The organism is Blastococcus sp. SYSU D00868, from assembly GCF_054050575.1.
Map to the genome: position 1 here is coordinate 39225 of NZ_JBJGZO010000033.1, position 14566 is coordinate 53790.

Annotated in this window: 16 protein-coding genes; 8 read left to right on the forward strand and 8 right to left on the reverse strand. The window is 76.7% G+C overall.

Annotated features, from left to right (window positions below):
- Positions 1-14 precede the first annotated feature (14 nt).
- Genes ACI79F_RS20835 through thpR form a run of 4 tightly spaced genes read left to right on the forward strand, consistent with a single transcriptional unit; the run spans position 15 to position 2747 of the window.
- Complete coding sequence (locus ACI79F_RS20835; RefSeq protein WP_456543033.1) at positions 15-449, forward strand: MarR family winged helix-turn-helix transcriptional regulator; 435 nt, start codon at positions 15-17, stop codon at positions 447-449.
- A 35-nt stretch (positions 450-484) separates the two neighbouring features.
- A complete protein-coding gene (locus ACI79F_RS20840) occupies positions 485-1744 on the forward strand; it encodes an MFS transporter (RefSeq protein ID WP_456543032.1) in 1260 nt (419 codons plus the stop codon).
- A 50-nt stretch (positions 1745-1794) separates the two neighbouring features.
- Entirely contained in the window at positions 1795-2181 is a 387-nt protein-coding gene (locus tag ACI79F_RS20845) for a hypothetical protein (protein ID WP_456543031.1), read from the forward strand.
- Between the two features lie 20 nt (positions 2182-2201).
- On the forward strand, positions 2202-2747 hold the full coding sequence (thpR, locus tag ACI79F_RS20850) for an RNA 2',3'-cyclic phosphodiesterase (protein WP_456578937.1): 546 nt from the start codon (positions 2202-2204) through the stop codon (positions 2745-2747).
- Position 2748: 1 nt separating this feature from the next.
- On the opposite strand, the gene ACI79F_RS20855 is transcribed toward thpR, so the two are convergent.
- On the reverse strand, positions 2749-3717 hold the full coding sequence (locus tag ACI79F_RS20855; protein ID WP_456543030.1) for an aldo/keto reductase: 969 nt from the start codon (positions 3715-3717) through the stop codon (positions 2749-2751).
- Between ACI79F_RS20855 and ACI79F_RS20860 the strand changes: the two genes are divergently transcribed.
- Positions 3716-4555: a thioesterase family protein gene (locus ACI79F_RS20860; protein ID WP_456543029.1), complete on the forward strand. Its 840-nt coding sequence runs from the start codon at positions 3716-3718 to the stop codon at positions 4553-4555. The two genes, ACI79F_RS20855 and ACI79F_RS20860, sit on opposite strands and share 2 nt — an antisense overlap.
- 80 nt (positions 4556-4635) lie before the next feature.
- Here ACI79F_RS20860 and ACI79F_RS20865 read toward each other — a convergent pair whose 3' ends face one another.
- The 5 genes from ACI79F_RS20865 to ACI79F_RS20885 form a co-directional block, all read right to left on the reverse strand.
- Positions 4636-5187, reverse strand: a complete 552-nt coding sequence (locus ACI79F_RS20865; RefSeq protein WP_456543028.1) for a TetR/AcrR family transcriptional regulator — start codon at positions 5185-5187, stop codon at positions 4636-4638.
- 59 nt (positions 5188-5246) lie between these two features.
- A complete protein-coding gene (locus ACI79F_RS20870; RefSeq protein ID WP_456543027.1) occupies positions 5247-6014 on the reverse strand; it encodes an ABC transporter permease in 768 nt (255 codons plus the stop codon).
- Complete coding sequence (locus ACI79F_RS20875; protein ID WP_456543026.1) at positions 6011-6733, reverse strand: ABC transporter ATP-binding protein; 723 nt, start codon at positions 6731-6733, stop codon at positions 6011-6013. Before ACI79F_RS20875 ends, ACI79F_RS20870 begins: the two co-directional genes overlap by 4 nt.
- 137 nt (positions 6734-6870) lie before the next feature.
- Entirely contained in the window at positions 6871-7908 is a 1038-nt protein-coding gene (locus tag ACI79F_RS20880) for a hypothetical protein (RefSeq protein ID WP_456543025.1), read from the reverse strand.
- Positions 7908-8858, reverse strand: a complete 951-nt coding sequence (locus ACI79F_RS20885; RefSeq protein ID WP_456543024.1) for an NAD(P)/FAD-dependent oxidoreductase — start codon at positions 8856-8858, stop codon at positions 7908-7910. Before ACI79F_RS20885 ends, ACI79F_RS20880 begins: the two co-directional genes overlap by 1 nt.
- A gap of 113 nt (positions 8859-8971) precedes the next feature.
- Between ACI79F_RS20885 and ACI79F_RS20890 the strand changes: the two genes are divergently transcribed.
- Together ACI79F_RS20890 and ACI79F_RS20895 are read left to right on the forward strand one after the other, a co-directional pair.
- Positions 8972-9778: a TrmH family RNA methyltransferase gene (locus ACI79F_RS20890; RefSeq protein ID WP_456543023.1), complete on the forward strand. Its 807-nt coding sequence runs from the start codon at positions 8972-8974 to the stop codon at positions 9776-9778.
- Positions 9779-9907: 129 nt separating this feature from the next.
- Positions 9908-10900 (forward strand): IS481 family transposase, encoded by a 993-nt coding sequence (locus ACI79F_RS20895; protein WP_456543330.1) that lies wholly within the window; start codon positions 9908-9910, stop codon positions 10898-10900.
- Here ACI79F_RS20895 and ACI79F_RS20900 read toward each other — a convergent pair.
- Complete coding sequence (locus tag ACI79F_RS20900; protein WP_456543022.1) at positions 10897-11370, reverse strand: general stress protein; 474 nt, start codon at positions 11368-11370, stop codon at positions 10897-10899. The two genes, ACI79F_RS20895 and ACI79F_RS20900, sit on opposite strands and share 4 nt — an antisense overlap.
- Positions 11371-11426: 56 nt before the next feature.
- Positions 11427-12347 (reverse strand): septation protein SepH, encoded by a 921-nt coding sequence (sepH, locus tag ACI79F_RS20905; protein ID WP_456543021.1) that lies wholly within the window; start codon positions 12345-12347, stop codon positions 11427-11429.
- 266 nt (positions 12348-12613) lie between these two features.
- On the opposite strand from sepH, the gene ACI79F_RS20910 reads away from it, so the two are divergent.
- A complete protein-coding gene (locus ACI79F_RS20910) occupies positions 12614-14530 on the forward strand; it encodes an alpha/beta fold hydrolase (RefSeq protein WP_456543020.1) in 1917 nt (638 codons plus the stop codon).
- The last annotated feature ends 36 nt before the right edge of the window (positions 14531-14566 follow it).

Genomic DNA, 14566 nt, shown 5'->3' on the forward strand with positions numbered 1-14566 from the left:
GTACGCTACGGATCGTGGGTCGGACGACGCTGGACACCGCGGCGCTGGCCCACGACCTGCGGCTGGCGGTCATGCGGTTCTCGCGGCGGCTGCGCGCCCAGCGGGTCGACACGTCGGTCACGCTCACCCACCTGGCCGCGCTGTCCACGCTCAAGCGGCACGGCCCGATGAGCCCGGGCGAGCTGGCCGGGCACGAGCGGGTCCAGCCGCCGTCGATGACCCGGGTCGTGGTGGCCCTGGAGGCCATGGGGCTGGTCACCCGCAGCCCGCACCCGACCGACGGCCGGCAGGTCGTCATCGACCTGACCCCCGCGGCCGAGGAGCTGCTCACCGCCGAGGCGCAGGCCCGCGAGGCGTGGCTGACCGGTCAGCTGGCCGAGCTGACCGACGAGGAGCGCGCGGTCCTGCGGGAGGCCGCGGAGATCATGGAGAAGCTGGCCGGCCGGTGAGCGCGGCCGGCGTCGGGGCGAGGTCCTCCCGGGGGATGTTCCGGTCGCTGCGGGTGCGCAACTACCGGCTGTTCGCCTCGGCCAACCTGGTCAGCCTCATCGGCACCTGGATGCAGCGGATCGGCCAGGACTGGCTGGTGCTGCAGCTGTCCGGCGACAGCGGCGTCGCCCTCGGCGTGGTCACCGCGCTGCAGTTCGCGCCGGGCCTGCTCCTGAGCATGTACGGCGGCGTCCTGGCCGACCGGTACCCCAAGCGGCGGATGCTCGTCGCCACCCAGGCGCTGATGGGGATCGTCGCCCTCGTGCTGGGGCTGCTGGTGACCACCGGCGCGGTGCAGCTCTGGCACGTGTTCGTGCTGGCCGCGGCGCTGGGCTCGGTGTCGGCCGTCGACGTCCCGGTGCGGCAGGCCTTCGTGTCGGAGATGGTCGGGCCGGAGCTGCTGACCAACGCCGTCGGGCTCAACTCCACGATCTTCAACGGCGCGCGGCTGGTCGGCCCGGCGGTGGCCGGGCTGCTCATCGGCGCCACGGCGGGCGACACCGGCCCCGCCTTCCTGATCAACGCCGGCAGCTTCGCGGCCACGATCGTCGCGCTGCTCGTGATGCGCCCCGGGGAGCTGTTCCCCAGCCCGCCCGTCGCGCGGGCGCGCGGCCAGCTGCGCGCCGGCCTGGCCTACACCTGGTCGCGCCCGGACCTGGTCCTGGCGCTGGCGCTGGCGCTGGTCATGGGCACGTTCGGGCTGAACACCCAGGTCACCATCGCGCTGATGGCCCGGCAGGAGTTCGACCTGGGCGCCGAGGCGTTCGGCCTGCTCACCACCTTCTTCGCCGTCGGGTCGCTCACCGGGGCACTGGTCTCGGCCCGCCGCAGCAGCCGCCCGCGGGAGGGCTTCCTCGTCGGCGCCGTCGTGGTGTTCGGCGTCGTCTGCGCGGTCGCCGGGCTGATGCCCGGCTACGCCTGGTTCGCCGCGCTGCTGGTGCCGACCGGCGCGGCGGCCATGGTGTTCACCGTCGCCAACAACAGCTTCGTGCAGCTGGGCGCCGACCCGCAGCTGCGCGGTCGGGTCATGGCCCTGTACTTCATGTGCCTGACCGGGGGCATGCCGATCGGGGCGCCGCTGGTCGGGTGGGTCGCCGAGCACCTCGGCGCGCCGTGGGCGTTCGTGTCCAGCGGCGGCCTGCAGGTGGTCGCCGGGCTCTGCGCCGCGGTCTGGCTGCTGCGCCGACGGCGGCGGGCGGGGACGGCGGACGGCGTCCCCGCGGCGGGCCGCCGCTCGCCGATCGCCGCGGGCTGAGTGCGCGTACCGTTCGGGCCACCGCTGTCCCGCCCGACCCGGAGGCCGCCATGGCCGGCGCCCTGTTCCAGATCGCGCTGCTGACCGCGGCCCTCGTCGGGGCCTTCGGGCTGCTGGGCCTGCTCACGGGGCTCTTCTGCGGCAGCGTGCGGCTGCGGACGCGGCGCCGTCCCCCCGAGGTCCCGGTGCACCGCCCGCTGCAACAGGTGGCCGCGGACCTGCGCCGGCTCGCCCGCCAGCTCTCGCTGGTGCCCGCGGGCGCGCCCATGGCCCGGCGGCGGGGGCTGCAGGCGGCCTACGACGACGTCCTCGTCGAGGCGGCGGCCCTGCTGGAGGTCCGGCACACGATGACCCTCACGCCCGTCGGGCCCGCCCGGGACGCCGAGCGGGGACGGCTCCAGGCGGCGCTCGCGGACGCCGGCCTGGACCCGCGCTGAGCGCGCCGGCGCCGCTGCGACTGTTCGTCGCCGTGACCCCGCCCGGGCCGGCGCTGGCGCACCTCGGCGCGGCGGTGGGGCCGCTGCGCGAGACCGCGGGCGCGCCGGCCTGGACGGCGGTCGAGCGCTGGCACCTCACCCTGCTCTTCCTCGGCGCCGTGCCGCCGGACACCGTCGACCCGCTGGCGGAGCGGGTGGGGCAGGCGGTCGCCGCCGGCCCGCCGATGACCCTGCGGCTCGCCGGCGGCGGCCGGTTCGGCTCGCTCCGCCGTCCGCAGGTGCTGTGGGCCGGGCTCGCCGGGGACGTCGCCGAGCTCGGCGCGCTGGCCACGCGGCTGGGCCGGGCCGCGCGCTCGCTGCGGCTGCCGGTGGAGGACCGGCCGTTCCGCCCGCACCTCACGCTGGGCCGCTGGCGGCCCGGCCGCCCCGCGGACGGCGCCCTGGCCGACCGGCTGACCGGCTACGAGGGGCCTGCCTGGCCGGTCGAGGAGGTGGCGCTGGTGCGCAGCACGCTGGGACCGCGGCCCCGCCACGACCGCCTCGCCGGCTGGCCGCCCGGCGGCTGAGTCACCAGGCGTACTCCATCGGCGCCGGCCGGTAGCCCGGGAAGATCTCGTCGAGCCGCTTGAGGGTCGTGTCGTCGAGGGCGATGTCGAGCGCGCGCAGCCCGCCCTCGAACTGCTCCATCGTCCGCGGGCCGACGATCGGCGCCGTCACCGCGGGCCGGTGCAGCAGCCAGGCGACGCCGACGTCGGCCGGGGCGTGCCCCAGCTCGCGGCACAGCGCCTCCCACGCCTCCAGCGCCGGCCGGTGCCGCTCGATCCGGGCGCGGACGCGCTCGTCCCGGCGGCGGTCGCCGGCTGACTCGTCGAGCACCCCGGCCAGCAGCCCCCCGGCGAGCGGGCTCCACGGGATGACGCCGATGCCGTGGTGCTCGGCGGCCGGCAGCACCTCCAGCTCCACGTGCCGGGTGAGCAGGTTGTAGTGCGACTGCTCGCTGACCAGGCCCTGCGACCCGCGCCGGGCGGCGACCGCGTTGGCGGTGGCCAGCTGCCAGCCCGCGTGGTTGGAGGCCCCGACGTAGACGACCTTGCCCTGCGCGACCAGCGTCTCGCAGGCCTGCCAGACCTCGTCCCAGGGCGTCTCGAGGTCGACGTGGTGGAACTGGTAGAGGTCGATCCAGTCGGTCCGCAGCCGGCGCAGCGAGGCCTCGCAGGACCGCACGATGGTGCGGGCCGACAGCCGGGAGTCGTTCGGCCAGTCCGACATCGTCCCGTAGACCTTGGTGGCCAGGACGGTCTTCTCCCGGCGGTCGCCGCCCTGGGCGAACCAGGAGCCGATGACCTCCTCGGTGCGCCCGCGGCCGGCGCTGCGGCCGTACACGTTGGCGGTGTCGACGAAGTTCACGCCCTCGGCCAGGGCCCGGTCCATGATCGCGTGCGCGTCGGCCTCCGGCGTCTTCCAGCCGAAGTTCATGGTGCCCAGGCAGAGGCGGGAGACCGACAGACCGCTGCGCCCGAGGTGCGTGTACTCCATGGGAGAGCACCCTGGCACCCTGACCGACGTGCCGCAGACCCACCCCGACAGCGCCTTCGACCGTGCCACCGCCGTCTCCGCCGCCGAGGGCGGCGGCGCCGTCGCCGAGCTGGACCCCGGGTGGGAGGTGGGCGGCGGCATCCTCAACGGCGGCTACCTGATGGCGGTCGCGGCGCGGGCGGCGCTGCTGGGCAGCCCGCACCCGCACCCGGTGGCGGTGTCGGCGACCTTCCTGCGCTCCAGCGCCGGCGGCCGGGCCGACGTCCGGCTGACGTCCGGGCCGGCGGGGCGCACGCTGGCCAACAGCGTCGCCGTCCTGTCGACCGGGGGCGGGCCGACGCTCACCGCGCAGGTCACCACCGCCACGCTGGGCGAGGCGCCGGTGGACTGGTCGGCCAACCCGATGCCGTCGGTGCCGGCGCCGGCGGAGTGCTCGGCCGCGCTGCGCCCGCCGGGGGTGCCGGTGCCGGGGCTGGTGGAGCGGCTCGACATCCGCTTCGACCCCGCGACCGCCGGCTTCGTGGAGGGCCGCCCGGCCGCCGAGCCGCGGCTGCGGGCCTGGATGCGGCTGGCCGACGGTCGCGAGCCCGACCCGCTGGCGCTGCTGGTGTTCGCCGACGCCCTGCCGCCGGCGGGCTTCGCGATCGGCCGGATGGGCTGGGCGCCGACCGTGCAGCTGCAGGTTCTCGTCCGCGCGCTGCCGGCGCCGGGCTGGTGCCTGGTCGAGAACGTCAACACCGAGGTGGCCGGCGGCTGGACCGACGAGGACTGCCGGATCTGGGACTCCACCGGCCGGCTGGTCGCGCAGAGCCGCCAGCTGGCCCGCCTGCCCCGCTGACCCTGCCGTCCTCGACGAGATCTGCACACTCGACGGCATCAGCCGCTGATGGGGACGACTGTGCAGATCTCGTCGAGCGGTCAGCCGGGCAGGTCGACGTCGCCGGTGAGGTAGCGCTGCACCGTCGGGCCGACGGCGGCCACCACCTGGTCGGGGGCGGCCGAGGCCAGCGGCTCCAGGCGCAGCACGTAGCGGGTCATGACCATGCCGATCAGCTGCGAGGCCACCAGGGCGCCGCGGGCCTGGCGCTCCTCGACCGGCATGTCGATCGAGCCGATGACCCGCCGGATGACCTTGGCGAGCACGAACTCGCGCAGCAGGGTCGCCGACCACTCGTGGTTGACCGCCGACCGGACCAGGGCGAGGATCGCCGGCCGCGCGGGGCCGTCCCAGACGCGCAGCACCATGCGCACGACGGCGGCCCCGCGCGCGTCGAGCGGGGTCGCGAGGACCTCGGGGAGGAAGTCCTCGGGGTCGGCCGGCGCCTCGACCGCGGCGAGGAACAGCTTGTCCTTGGTGCCGAAGTAGTGGTGCACCAGCGCCGGGTCGACGCCGGCGGCGGTGGCGATGCCGCGGATGGAGGCGCCGTCGTACCCGCGCTCGGCGAACGCCGCCCGGGCCGCCGCGAGCACCGCCTGCCGGGTGTCGGGGTTGCCGGGGCGGCGTCCGCCGCGCGCCCGTCGCGTCTCGGTCAGCTGCTCCTCCTCCGCAGGGTCGCCGCCGCCAGGGCGAGGGCGAGGACGGCGACGCCGGCCACGATCCCGACGTCGCGCCACATGGTGGTGGTCTCGGCCGCGGACCGGCCGACCTCCCCCAGGGCCTCGACGGCGTAGGTCAGCGGCAGCACGTCGCTGACCGCCTGGAGCCACCCCGCCATCTGCTCGCGGGGCACCAGCAGGCCGCAGAGGAAGAACTGGGGGAGGACGACGACCGGCATGAACTGCACCGCCTGGAACTCGCTGCGGGCGAACGCGCTGGCCAGCAGCCCCAGCGCCACCCCGAGCACGGCGTCGACCACGGCGATCAGGACGACCAGCCACAGCGACCCGGCGACGTCCAGGTCGTACAGCGTCGTCGCGACGGTCACGGTGACCAGCGCCTGCACCGCCGCAGCCACGCCGAACGCGAGGCCGTAGCCCAACAGGAGGTCGAGCCGGGACAGCGGCGTGGACAGCAGCCGCTCGAGCGTGCCGGAGGTGCGCTCCCGCAGCATCGCGATGCTGGTGACCAGGAACATCACGACGAAGGGGAAGATCCCGAGCATCGTGAGCCCGACCCGGTCGAACAACGGGGACCGGCCGGGCAGCACGGGGACGTCGCGCCAGAGCAGGTACAGCAGCCCGAGCAGCAGGCTGGGCAGCACGACGAGCATCGCGATCGTGCGCGGGTCGTGCCGCAGCTGGCGCAGCACCCGCCCGGCGGTCGCGGCGGTCAGCCGGGGGCTCAGGGCGGTGCTCACGCCGCCACCTCCTGCCGGGCGCGGATCAGCCGGAGGAAGGCCTCTTCCAGGTCGTCGGTGCCGGCCTCGGCCCGCACCCGCTCCGGTGTGGAGTCGGCCAGCAGCTCGCCCTCGCGCAGGAGCAGCAGCCGGTCGCAGCGGCCGGCCTCGTCCATGACGTGGCTGGACACGACCAGCGTCGTCCCCTCGGCGGCCAGTGCGGCGAAGCGGTCCCACAGCTCCACCCGCAGCACCGGGTCCAGGCCCACGGTGGGCTCGTCGAGCACGAGCAGCTCCGGCTCGCCGACCAGCGCGCAGGCCAGCGACACCCGGCCCCGCTGCCCGCCGGAGAGGTCGGCGACCAGCTGCCCGGCCGCGTCGGCCAGGCCGACGTCGGCGACCGCCGCGTCGGCCGCCCGGGCACCCCGGCCGTACAGCGCGGCGAAGTAGCGGGCGTTCTCCCGGACGGTGAGGTCGGCGTAGACGCTCGGCGCCTGGGTCACGTAGCCGACCCGGGAACGCAGGGCGGGCGAGCCGGCGGGCTCGCCGAGCACGGTGATCTCGCCGGAGCGGATGCGCTGCACGCCGACCACGGCCCGCAGCAGCGTGGACTTGCCACTGCCGCTGGGGCCGAGCAGGCCGGTGACCCGGCCGGCGGGCACCGCGCAGCTGAGGCCGGGGAGCACGCGGCGCGGCCCCCGGTCGACGACCAGGTCTCGGACGGTGACGGCGTCGGTCATGGGGACCTCCCGAGGCGGAACTCAACGCCTGATGAACTCAACGGTAGGTGAGTTCTGTCCCCGGCGTCAACGGGGATCTGCGCCCTCGTCGCCGTCGGCCGCCGAGGGCGACGACCGTGCGGATCCCGCCGGGGGGTTCAGGCGGTGGCGCGGCGCCGGGAGACGGCGTCGAGGACGGCGATGAGCGCGAACGGCACCACCGACCACAGCGCCAGGACGACGACCCCGCGCCCCACCGCGTCGCCGGACAGGTAGGCCGCACCGCGGAGCGCCTGCACCGCCACGCCCGGCGGCAGCACGTGCGCCAGCGGCTCCAGCCAGCCGGGCAGGTACTCGGCGGGGTGGCTGCCGGTGCTCGTCGCCGCGCCGATGGTCAGCAGGACGGCGGTGGCCACGAAGGTGCCGGCCGCCCCCAGCAGCCGCAGGGCGAGCGCCGCGGCCGCGCCGCACGCCAGGGCGAGCAGGGCGACCAGCCCGGCGACGGTCCAGAACCCGGCCGGCAGCGCGTCGAATGCGCCGACCGACAGCCAGGCTCCGACCAGCCCCGCCGCGGCGGCGAACAGCCCGGCGCTGAGCAGCCGCAGCCGCAGCCGCAGCTTGGGGGCGACCTGGTAGCTGGTGATGCCGAACAGGAAGCCGCCGAGCACCACGCCGAAGGCGGTGTGGTCGATGGCGCGGCCGCGGGTGTCGCCGGCGGCCAGCGGGGCGACGTCGGTGACGGCCAGCTGCCCGCCGGACTGCTGGACCAGCGGCCCCAGGGTGTCGGTCAGGTCCTGGGTCACCGACTGCCCGTGCGCGCCGGCCACCAGCAGCTGCGGCGCCGGGCCGTCCAGCACCAGCGCGCCGTAGACCTCCCCGGAGGTGACCGCGCGCTCGGCGGTGGCGGCGCTGCCGAGCTCGACCAGCCGCAGCACCCCCGGCTGGTCCCGCTCCAGGGCGGACCGGACGTCGCCGATCCCGGCGTCCGGGCCGACGACGCCGACCGGCAGGTCGTGCGGCTCGGCGGTCGGGAAGGCGGCCAGGTAGACCGCGATCAGCAGCGCGCCCACGGCGACGGCGACCAGGGCGGGCAGGACGATGCCGCGCAGCCCGGCCCTGACCGTGGAGCCGTCGGAACGCCGCTCCTCGGCCGCCTGGTCGGCCGGCCCGGGCGGCGGCTCGAGCCCGGCGGGCATCAGGCGGCCCCGGCCAGCGCCCGGCCCAGCGCCGTCCCCGAGGTCCAGGCGGCCTCGACCCGCGAGGGCGCGGCCCAGCCGTCGCCGCAGGCGCCGATGCCGTCCAGCAGGCCGTAGGGCTCCTCGCGCGGCTCGGCCGGCCGGGCGAAGGTCCAGCGGTGCACCGTCGTCCAGGTGGGGCCGGCGTCGAGCCCCAGCACCCGGCCCACCGCCGCGGCGACGGCGGGCGCGGCGGCGTCCGGGTCGTCGAGGTGGGCGCGGGCCAGGCCGGGTGGCGTGTGGGCGACCAGCACGGGGGCGCCGTCGCCGCGCCGGTCGCCGTCGTCGGCGATCCAGGCCACCGCGTCGTCGTCGTGCACGAAGGCGCCGTGCAGATCCGCGGGCCAGCGGCGCCGGTCGAAGCCGAGGACGACGGCCAGGGCGGGCTCCCACGCGCGGTCGCCGAGCAGCCGGTCGGCGGTGGCCGGGTCGAGGAGCCGGCGGGCCTGCGGGTCGGGCATCGCGAGGACGGCGGCCGGCACGTCCTCGCCGTCCACGGTGGGGCCGGGCCGGACGCCCTCGACCGTCTGCTCGGCGGTCACCACCACGCCGTCGGCCAGGTCCTCCACGAGCGACCGCAGCCCGGCGGGCGCGGCGTAGCGGACCGGGCCGGTGGTGGTCCGCTCGACGCCGTCCGGCCCGGCGACGGCGAAGGTGTCGGTCCACGGCCGGGCCAGCCCGCGGGCCACCCAGCCGTCGACGACGGCGGCGAAGTCGGAGCCGGGGGAGGCGGTCAGGTAGGAGGCGCCGATGTCGACCACCCGGCCGCCGCGCATCGAGCGGGACGCCATGCGGCCGCCGGGGCGGTGCGCGCGGTCGAGCACCCGGACGGCGGTCCCGGCGGCCGCGACCGCGCGGGCGCAGGCCAGGCCGGCGATGCCGCCGCCGACGACGGTCACGGGGGAGGGCACCGCTCGATCCTGCGGGTTCCGAGACCCGGCCGCCCCTCGAGGCATGGGAAGCGATGCACACGTCCGAGGCCCGGATACGTGGGCACAGCCTCCGATGCCTCAGGATCGGGGGCGTGGCAGCGCCCGAGGCGATCACCGATCCCGCCGACGAGCGGGTCGCCGACTTCCGCGACCTGGTCGCCGGCGACCGCAGGCCCGGCACGCCGCGGGGCACCGGCCCGGTGATCGTCGAGGGCGTCCCCGCGGTGCAGCGGCTGCTCGCCTCGCCCTACCGGGTGCGCGCCGTGCTCGGCGTCCCCGGCCGGCTCGCGGACCTGGACCTGCCCGAGGGGGTGCCGGCCTACGAGGCCGACAAGTGGGTGCTCTCGGAGGTCATCGGGTTCCGTCTCACGCGCGGCGTGCTGGCGTCGGCCGACCGCCGTCCGCCCGCCGACCTCGACGCGCTGCTGGCGGGCTCCGACCCGGCCGCCCCCCGGCGGCTGGCGGTGCTCGAGGCGCTCAACGACGCGGAGAACCTCGGCTCGATCGCCCGCTCGGCGGCGGCCCTGGGGATCGACGGCCTGCTGCTGGACCCGCGGTGCGCCGACCCGCTGTACCGGCGGGCGGTGCGGGTGTCGATGGGGCACGTGCTCGCCCTGCCGTTCGCCGTCCTGCCCGACTGGCCGGCCGGCCTCGACCGGCTGCACGAGGCCGGCTACCTCACCGTGGCGCTCACCCCCGCCGCCGACGCGGTCGACCTGGGCGACGTCGACCCGCGGGCGCACCCGCGGACCGCGGTGCTGCTCGGCGCCGAGGGCCCCGGGCTCACACCGGAGGCGCAGGCCGCCGCGCGGGTGCGGGCCCGCATCCCGATGCGCTCCGGCGTCGACTCGCTCGGCGTGGCGGCCGCCGCGGCGGTCGCCTTCGCGACCCTCCGCTAGCTGTACTGAGCAGAGACGTTGGTCGAGGGCATGTGATCACGGGATCTGATTGATCGATCTTGTGGAGGGAGGACCTCCGGTCGTGGAGTGGAGCTGCTCAAGGCATCCACACACGATCCGGAGGTCCTCGTGGCCCACGCTAATGCCGCTCTGACGCCACGCCAGCGTCTTCGTCTCGGTCGTGCCGTGGTCGAGGACGGCTGGTCGATCACCTACGCGGCGGCGATGTTCCAGGTCGCCTGGCCGACGGCGAAGAAGTGGGCGGTCCGCTACCGGCAGGCCGGCCCGGCGGGCATGGTCGATCGCAGCTCCCGCCCGCACCGCTGTCCCCGTCGCACCTCGCGGCCGCTGGTGCGCCGGATCGTGCCTCTGCGCTGGCATCAGCGGCTGGGGCCGGTGGAGATCGCCGCCCGGTTGGGCGTGCCGGCCTCCACGGTCTACGCGGTGCTGCGGCGCTGCCGGATCAACCGGCTGTCGCACATCGACCGGCGTACCGGCGAGCGGATCCGGCGCTACGAGCACGACCGGCCCGGTGCGCTGCTGCACGTCGACGTCAAGAAGTTGGGCAACATCCCTGACGGCGGTGGCTGGCGCTACGTCGGCCGCGCCCAGGGCGACCGCAACCGTGCCGCCACCCCGGGCAAGCCGCGCAACGCCCACTACAACCCCAAGCTCGGCACCGCGTTCGTGCACACCGTGCTCGACGACCACAGCCGGGTCGCCTACGCCGAGATCCACGACGACGAGACCGCCGCCACCGCCATCGGTGTGCTGCGCCGGGCGGTGGCCTGGTTCGCTGCCCGCGGGGTCACCGGCGAGCGGGTGCTCTCCGACAACGGCTCGGCCTACCGCTCGCACGCCTGGCGCCAGGCCTGCGCCGACTTGGGAATCAAGCCCAAGCGGACCCGGCCCTACCGGCCGCAGACCAACGGCAAGATCGAGCGCTTCCACCGCACCATGGCAGACGGCTGGGCCTTCCGCCGCATGTTCCTCAGCGAACTCGCCCGCCGCCGCGCCTTGCCCGGCTGGCTACACGAGTACAACCATCACCGGCCCCACACCGCGATCGGACGCCGACCACCGATCACCCGCTTGACCAACCTGTCTGGGCAGTACAGCTAGCCCCGCAGGGAGAAGCGGGCCAGCGCGGCGCGGGCCTCCTCGGCGCGGCTGGGCTCGCACATCACGTCGTAGCGGCCGGCGGTGATCCGGCTGGTGCTCGTGAAGTCACGCCTGCCCTGCGTCGCGGCGTAGCCCATGGCGCCGAACAGCGCGCCGAAGACCAGGCCGATGAGCAGGCCGGACAGCAGCGACCCGATCCACTCGCTGCCGTCGCTGGCGAAGATCCCGAGCAGCAGCCCGACGAACAGACCCCACCAGGCGCCGCCGGCGGCCCCGGCGGCGATCGCCCGGCCGCGGGTCAGCCGCCCGGTGACCTTCTCGACCATCCGGAGGTCCGACCCGATGATCGTGACGTTCTCGACGGGGAACTTCTCGTCCGAGAGGAAGTCCACCGCGGCCTGCGCCTGCTCGTAGCTGTCGTAGGACCCGACCTGGACGCCGCCGAGCGGCATCGACACCGACATACCCATGGGACACCTCCTACCCCGGGACAACGGGGCACACGTCGGTGCTGTTCCGGGCGCGGTCAGCGGTGCTTGCGGACCCCGAACACGATGTCCTCCCACGCGGGGATGCGGGCCCGCGGGTCCTCGTCCTCGCCGTCGGGGCGGCCGAGGACGACGGTGTCGTGCTCGGCGATCTCGTCGAGGTCCACCTCGGCGTCCGCGGCCCGGCGCTGCGGCTCGGGGCGGGCCTCGGGGCGGGGCTCGGGGGAGCCGTCGGGCGCGGCGACGTCGCGCACCCGCTCGTCCCCGGCCTCGGTCGCCGGCACCTGCTCGGTCACGACCGTGACCGGCCGGGAGCGGTACAGCGGGGACGCCGGCAGCCCGGCGGGCACGTCGGGGACGACGCGGACCAGCCGGGTCCCCTCGGCGAAGTCGGTGGTGGCGGCGTCGGCCGGGGAGACGACACGGGCAGCCAGGTCGTAGGCCCAGCGGGTGACGCCGGACTTCGCGCCGGCCTGCCACGCGGCGGTCACCTGCCACACGCCGTCGGCGGCGCGGGCGGCGTCCCACCGGACGGCGTCCAGGTCGGCGCCGAGCAGCCGCAGCCGCTCGGCCATGAACTGCTGCAGCGGCGGCGCGGTGCTGCCGTCGGACAGGCGCACCCGGGCCTCCCGCGACTGTTCGGCGACCCGCTCGCGCTCCTGCAGCACGGGGTGCGCGAAGCGCAGCACCCGCTCCACCCGGATCCCCGCGGCCTCGGCGACCTGCTCCGGGCTCTCCCCGGCGCGGATGCGGGCCTGGATGACCCGCGGCGGGATGCTCATGCCGAGGTCCACGTCGATCTGGCCCAGCCGCCGGGTGTCCCCGCGCGCCGCGGCCCGGACCCGGTCGTCGATCGGCAGCTCGAACCGCTCGCCCTCGTCCCCGGGCTCGGTGCCCTCGGCGACGAGCACCAGGCTCGAGCCGTCGTCGGAGAGCCCCACGAGGCGCAGGGTGCGCATGGGCGTCCTCCGTTCGTCGCGAGGGTGGATGGACCGGCGCCCGAGGCTATCCGCGCGCCGCGGGGCGCCCCCGCAACCACGCCCGGCGTGGCGGGAGTTGTTCCCGATGACATACGGGCGCAACACGACGCCTGCACTGTGGCCGGTGGGGCGGTTGTGCCGGCGGCACGGGCCCTCCGGAGTGCGTGCGCGGCCACACCACCCCGGCGTGCGACCCTCCCGCGGGCCGCGAGCGAGCGGCCGTCGCTCCGAGCCGAGGAGGTGCCGTGGCCAGCCCCCTGATCTCCCCGCCGTCCCCCGTCCTGGCCGAGCCGTTCGGCACCGTGTCCGCCGCTCCGCCCACCGCCGGTCTGCCGGCCGAGGTGCGGCTCGCCGTCGCCGAGATCGCCGGCGCGGCCGGCGCCTGGTGCCCGGCGCTGTCGCCGGCCGGGGACCGCGTCGCCTACGTCACCGACCGCTCCGGCATCCCGCGGCTGGAGGTCCTGCCCGTCGGCGGCGACGGGCCGGCCGCGACGCTGCCGCAGGTGCTCTCCGGCCCGGACCAGGAGGTCGTCTCCGTCGCCTGGGCGCCCGACGGCGCGTGGCTGGCGTACCTGGTCAGCCCCGCCGGGTCGATCTGCGCCGAGCTGCACGTCGTCCGCCCGGACGGCAGCGACGCCCGGCTGGTCGCCGGGGCGGACCCGCGGGCCACCGTCTTCGCCGGGCACTGGACGCGGCCGGGCTCCTACGTGTGCTCCATCGCCCCGGGAACCGGGCCCGACGCCGACGTCGTCCTGGTCGACGTCGCGACCGGCGGGCACCGCACCCTGGCCCGCGGCGGCTTCCTGTCGGTCACCGCCGTCTCCGCCGACGAGCGGTGGGTGCTGGCCCGCCGCGGCCCGCGCGGGCACCGGCACGTCGTCCTCGTCGACGTCGCCGGCGGCACGACCCGGCGCGTGCTGCCGCTCGGCGCCGCCGGCGGGGTCGCGTCCGAGGACGGCCGGTTCGCCCCCGACGGCCGGGCGGTGCTGCTGCGCGCCTCCCTGCCCGGGCCGCCCGGCGCCGACCGCGCGGGCCTGGTCGAGGTGCCGCTGACCGGCGACGGCGAGCTCGGCGAGGGCCGCGTGGTCCTCGCCCGTGCCGACGCCGACCTGGACGGCTACGCGCTGCGACCCGACGGCACCGTGCTGGCCGTGTGGAACGCCGGCGGCGTCACGGAGCTGGCGGTCCACGACCGGGCCGGCGGCGCGGTCGTCGAGCGCCTCCCGCTGCCCGAGCCGGTGCTGCCGGGCTGGTCGCTGGCCGCCGACGGCGCGACGATGGTCGCCGAGCTCACCGGCCCGCACACCCCGCGTGGGCTGTGGTCGGTGCCGCTGCGCCGGGGCGGCACGCCGGCCCGGCTGCCCTCGCTGCCGCGCCGTCCCGACCGGGCGCTGTCGGTGGAGCCGGTGCGCGTCGAGTACGCCGGCGGCGACGGCACCGGCCTGCACGGCTGGCTGTACACCCCGCCGGACGCGCACGGGCCCAACCGCACGGTGGTGAGCTTCCACGGCGGCCCGGAGGGGCAGGAGCGGCCGGCCTGGTCGCCGGTGGCCCAGTCGCTGGTCGCCGCCGGGTTCACCGTGTTCGCGCCGAACGTCCGCGGCTCCGGCGGGCAGGGCCGGGCCTTCATGGCCGGCGACGACGGCGCCGCCCGCGCGTCCACCTTCACCGACGTGCCGGCCACGGTGCGGTTCCTGGTCGACGCCGGGATCGCGCTGCCGGGCCGGGTGGGCGCGCACGGGTGGTCCTACGGCGGCTACCTGACGCTGGTCGCGCTCACCCGCTGGCCCGACCTCTTCGCCGCCGGGGTGTCGCTGGCCGGGATGAGCGACCTGCGCACCTTCTTCGCCGGCACCGAGCCGTGGATGGCCGCCGCCTCGGTCACCGAGTACGGCGACCCCGTGGCCGAGCGGGAGATGCTGGCGGCGATCTCGCCGATGACCGCGCTGGACCGGCTCACCGCGCCCGTCCTGCTCGCGCACGGCGACCGCGACACCAACGTGCCGGTCGCGGAGTCGGTGCAGGCGCACCAGGCGCTGCAGGCGCGGGGCGCCCGCAGCGAGCTGCTCCTGCTGCCCGGCGAGGGGCACACGATCGTCGGCCGGGAGCACCTGGTGGAGCTCTCCGAGCGGGTGGCGACCTTCCTCGACCGCTGGGTCTGAGCGGAGTGCGGGAGCGCAGGGAACCGGCGCTCCCGC

Bases quoted from the DNA above. Each gene is read 5' to 3' on its own strand.
- ACI79F_RS20875 (WP_456543026.1), bottom strand. From the start codon at position 6,733: ATGACCGACGCCGTCACCGTCCGAGACCTGGTCGTCGACCGGGGGCCG.
- ACI79F_RS20860 (WP_456543029.1), top strand. From the start codon at position 3,716: ATGGGAGAGCACCCTGGCACCCTGACCGACGTGCCGCAGACCCACCCC.
- ACI79F_RS20840 (WP_456543032.1), top strand. From the start codon at position 485: ATGTTCCGGTCGCTGCGGGTGCGCAACTACCGGCTGTTCGCCTCGGCC.
- sepH (WP_456543021.1), bottom strand. From the start codon at position 12,347: ATGCGCACCCTGCGCCTCGTGGGGCTCTCCGACGACGGCTCGAGCCTG.
- ACI79F_RS20900 (WP_456543022.1), bottom strand. From the start codon at position 11,370: ATGGGTATGTCGGTGTCGATGCCGCTCGGCGGCGTCCAGGTCGGGTCC.
- ACI79F_RS20845 (WP_456543031.1), top strand. From the start codon at position 1,795: ATGGCCGGCGCCCTGTTCCAGATCGCGCTGCTGACCGCGGCCCTCGTC.
- ACI79F_RS20880 (WP_456543025.1), bottom strand. From the start codon at position 7,908: ATGCCCGCCGGGCTCGAGCCGCCGCCCGGGCCGGCCGACCAGGCGGCC.
- ACI79F_RS20855 (WP_456543030.1), bottom strand. From the start codon at position 3,717: ATGGAGTACACGCACCTCGGGCGCAGCGGTCTGTCGGTCTCCCGCCTC.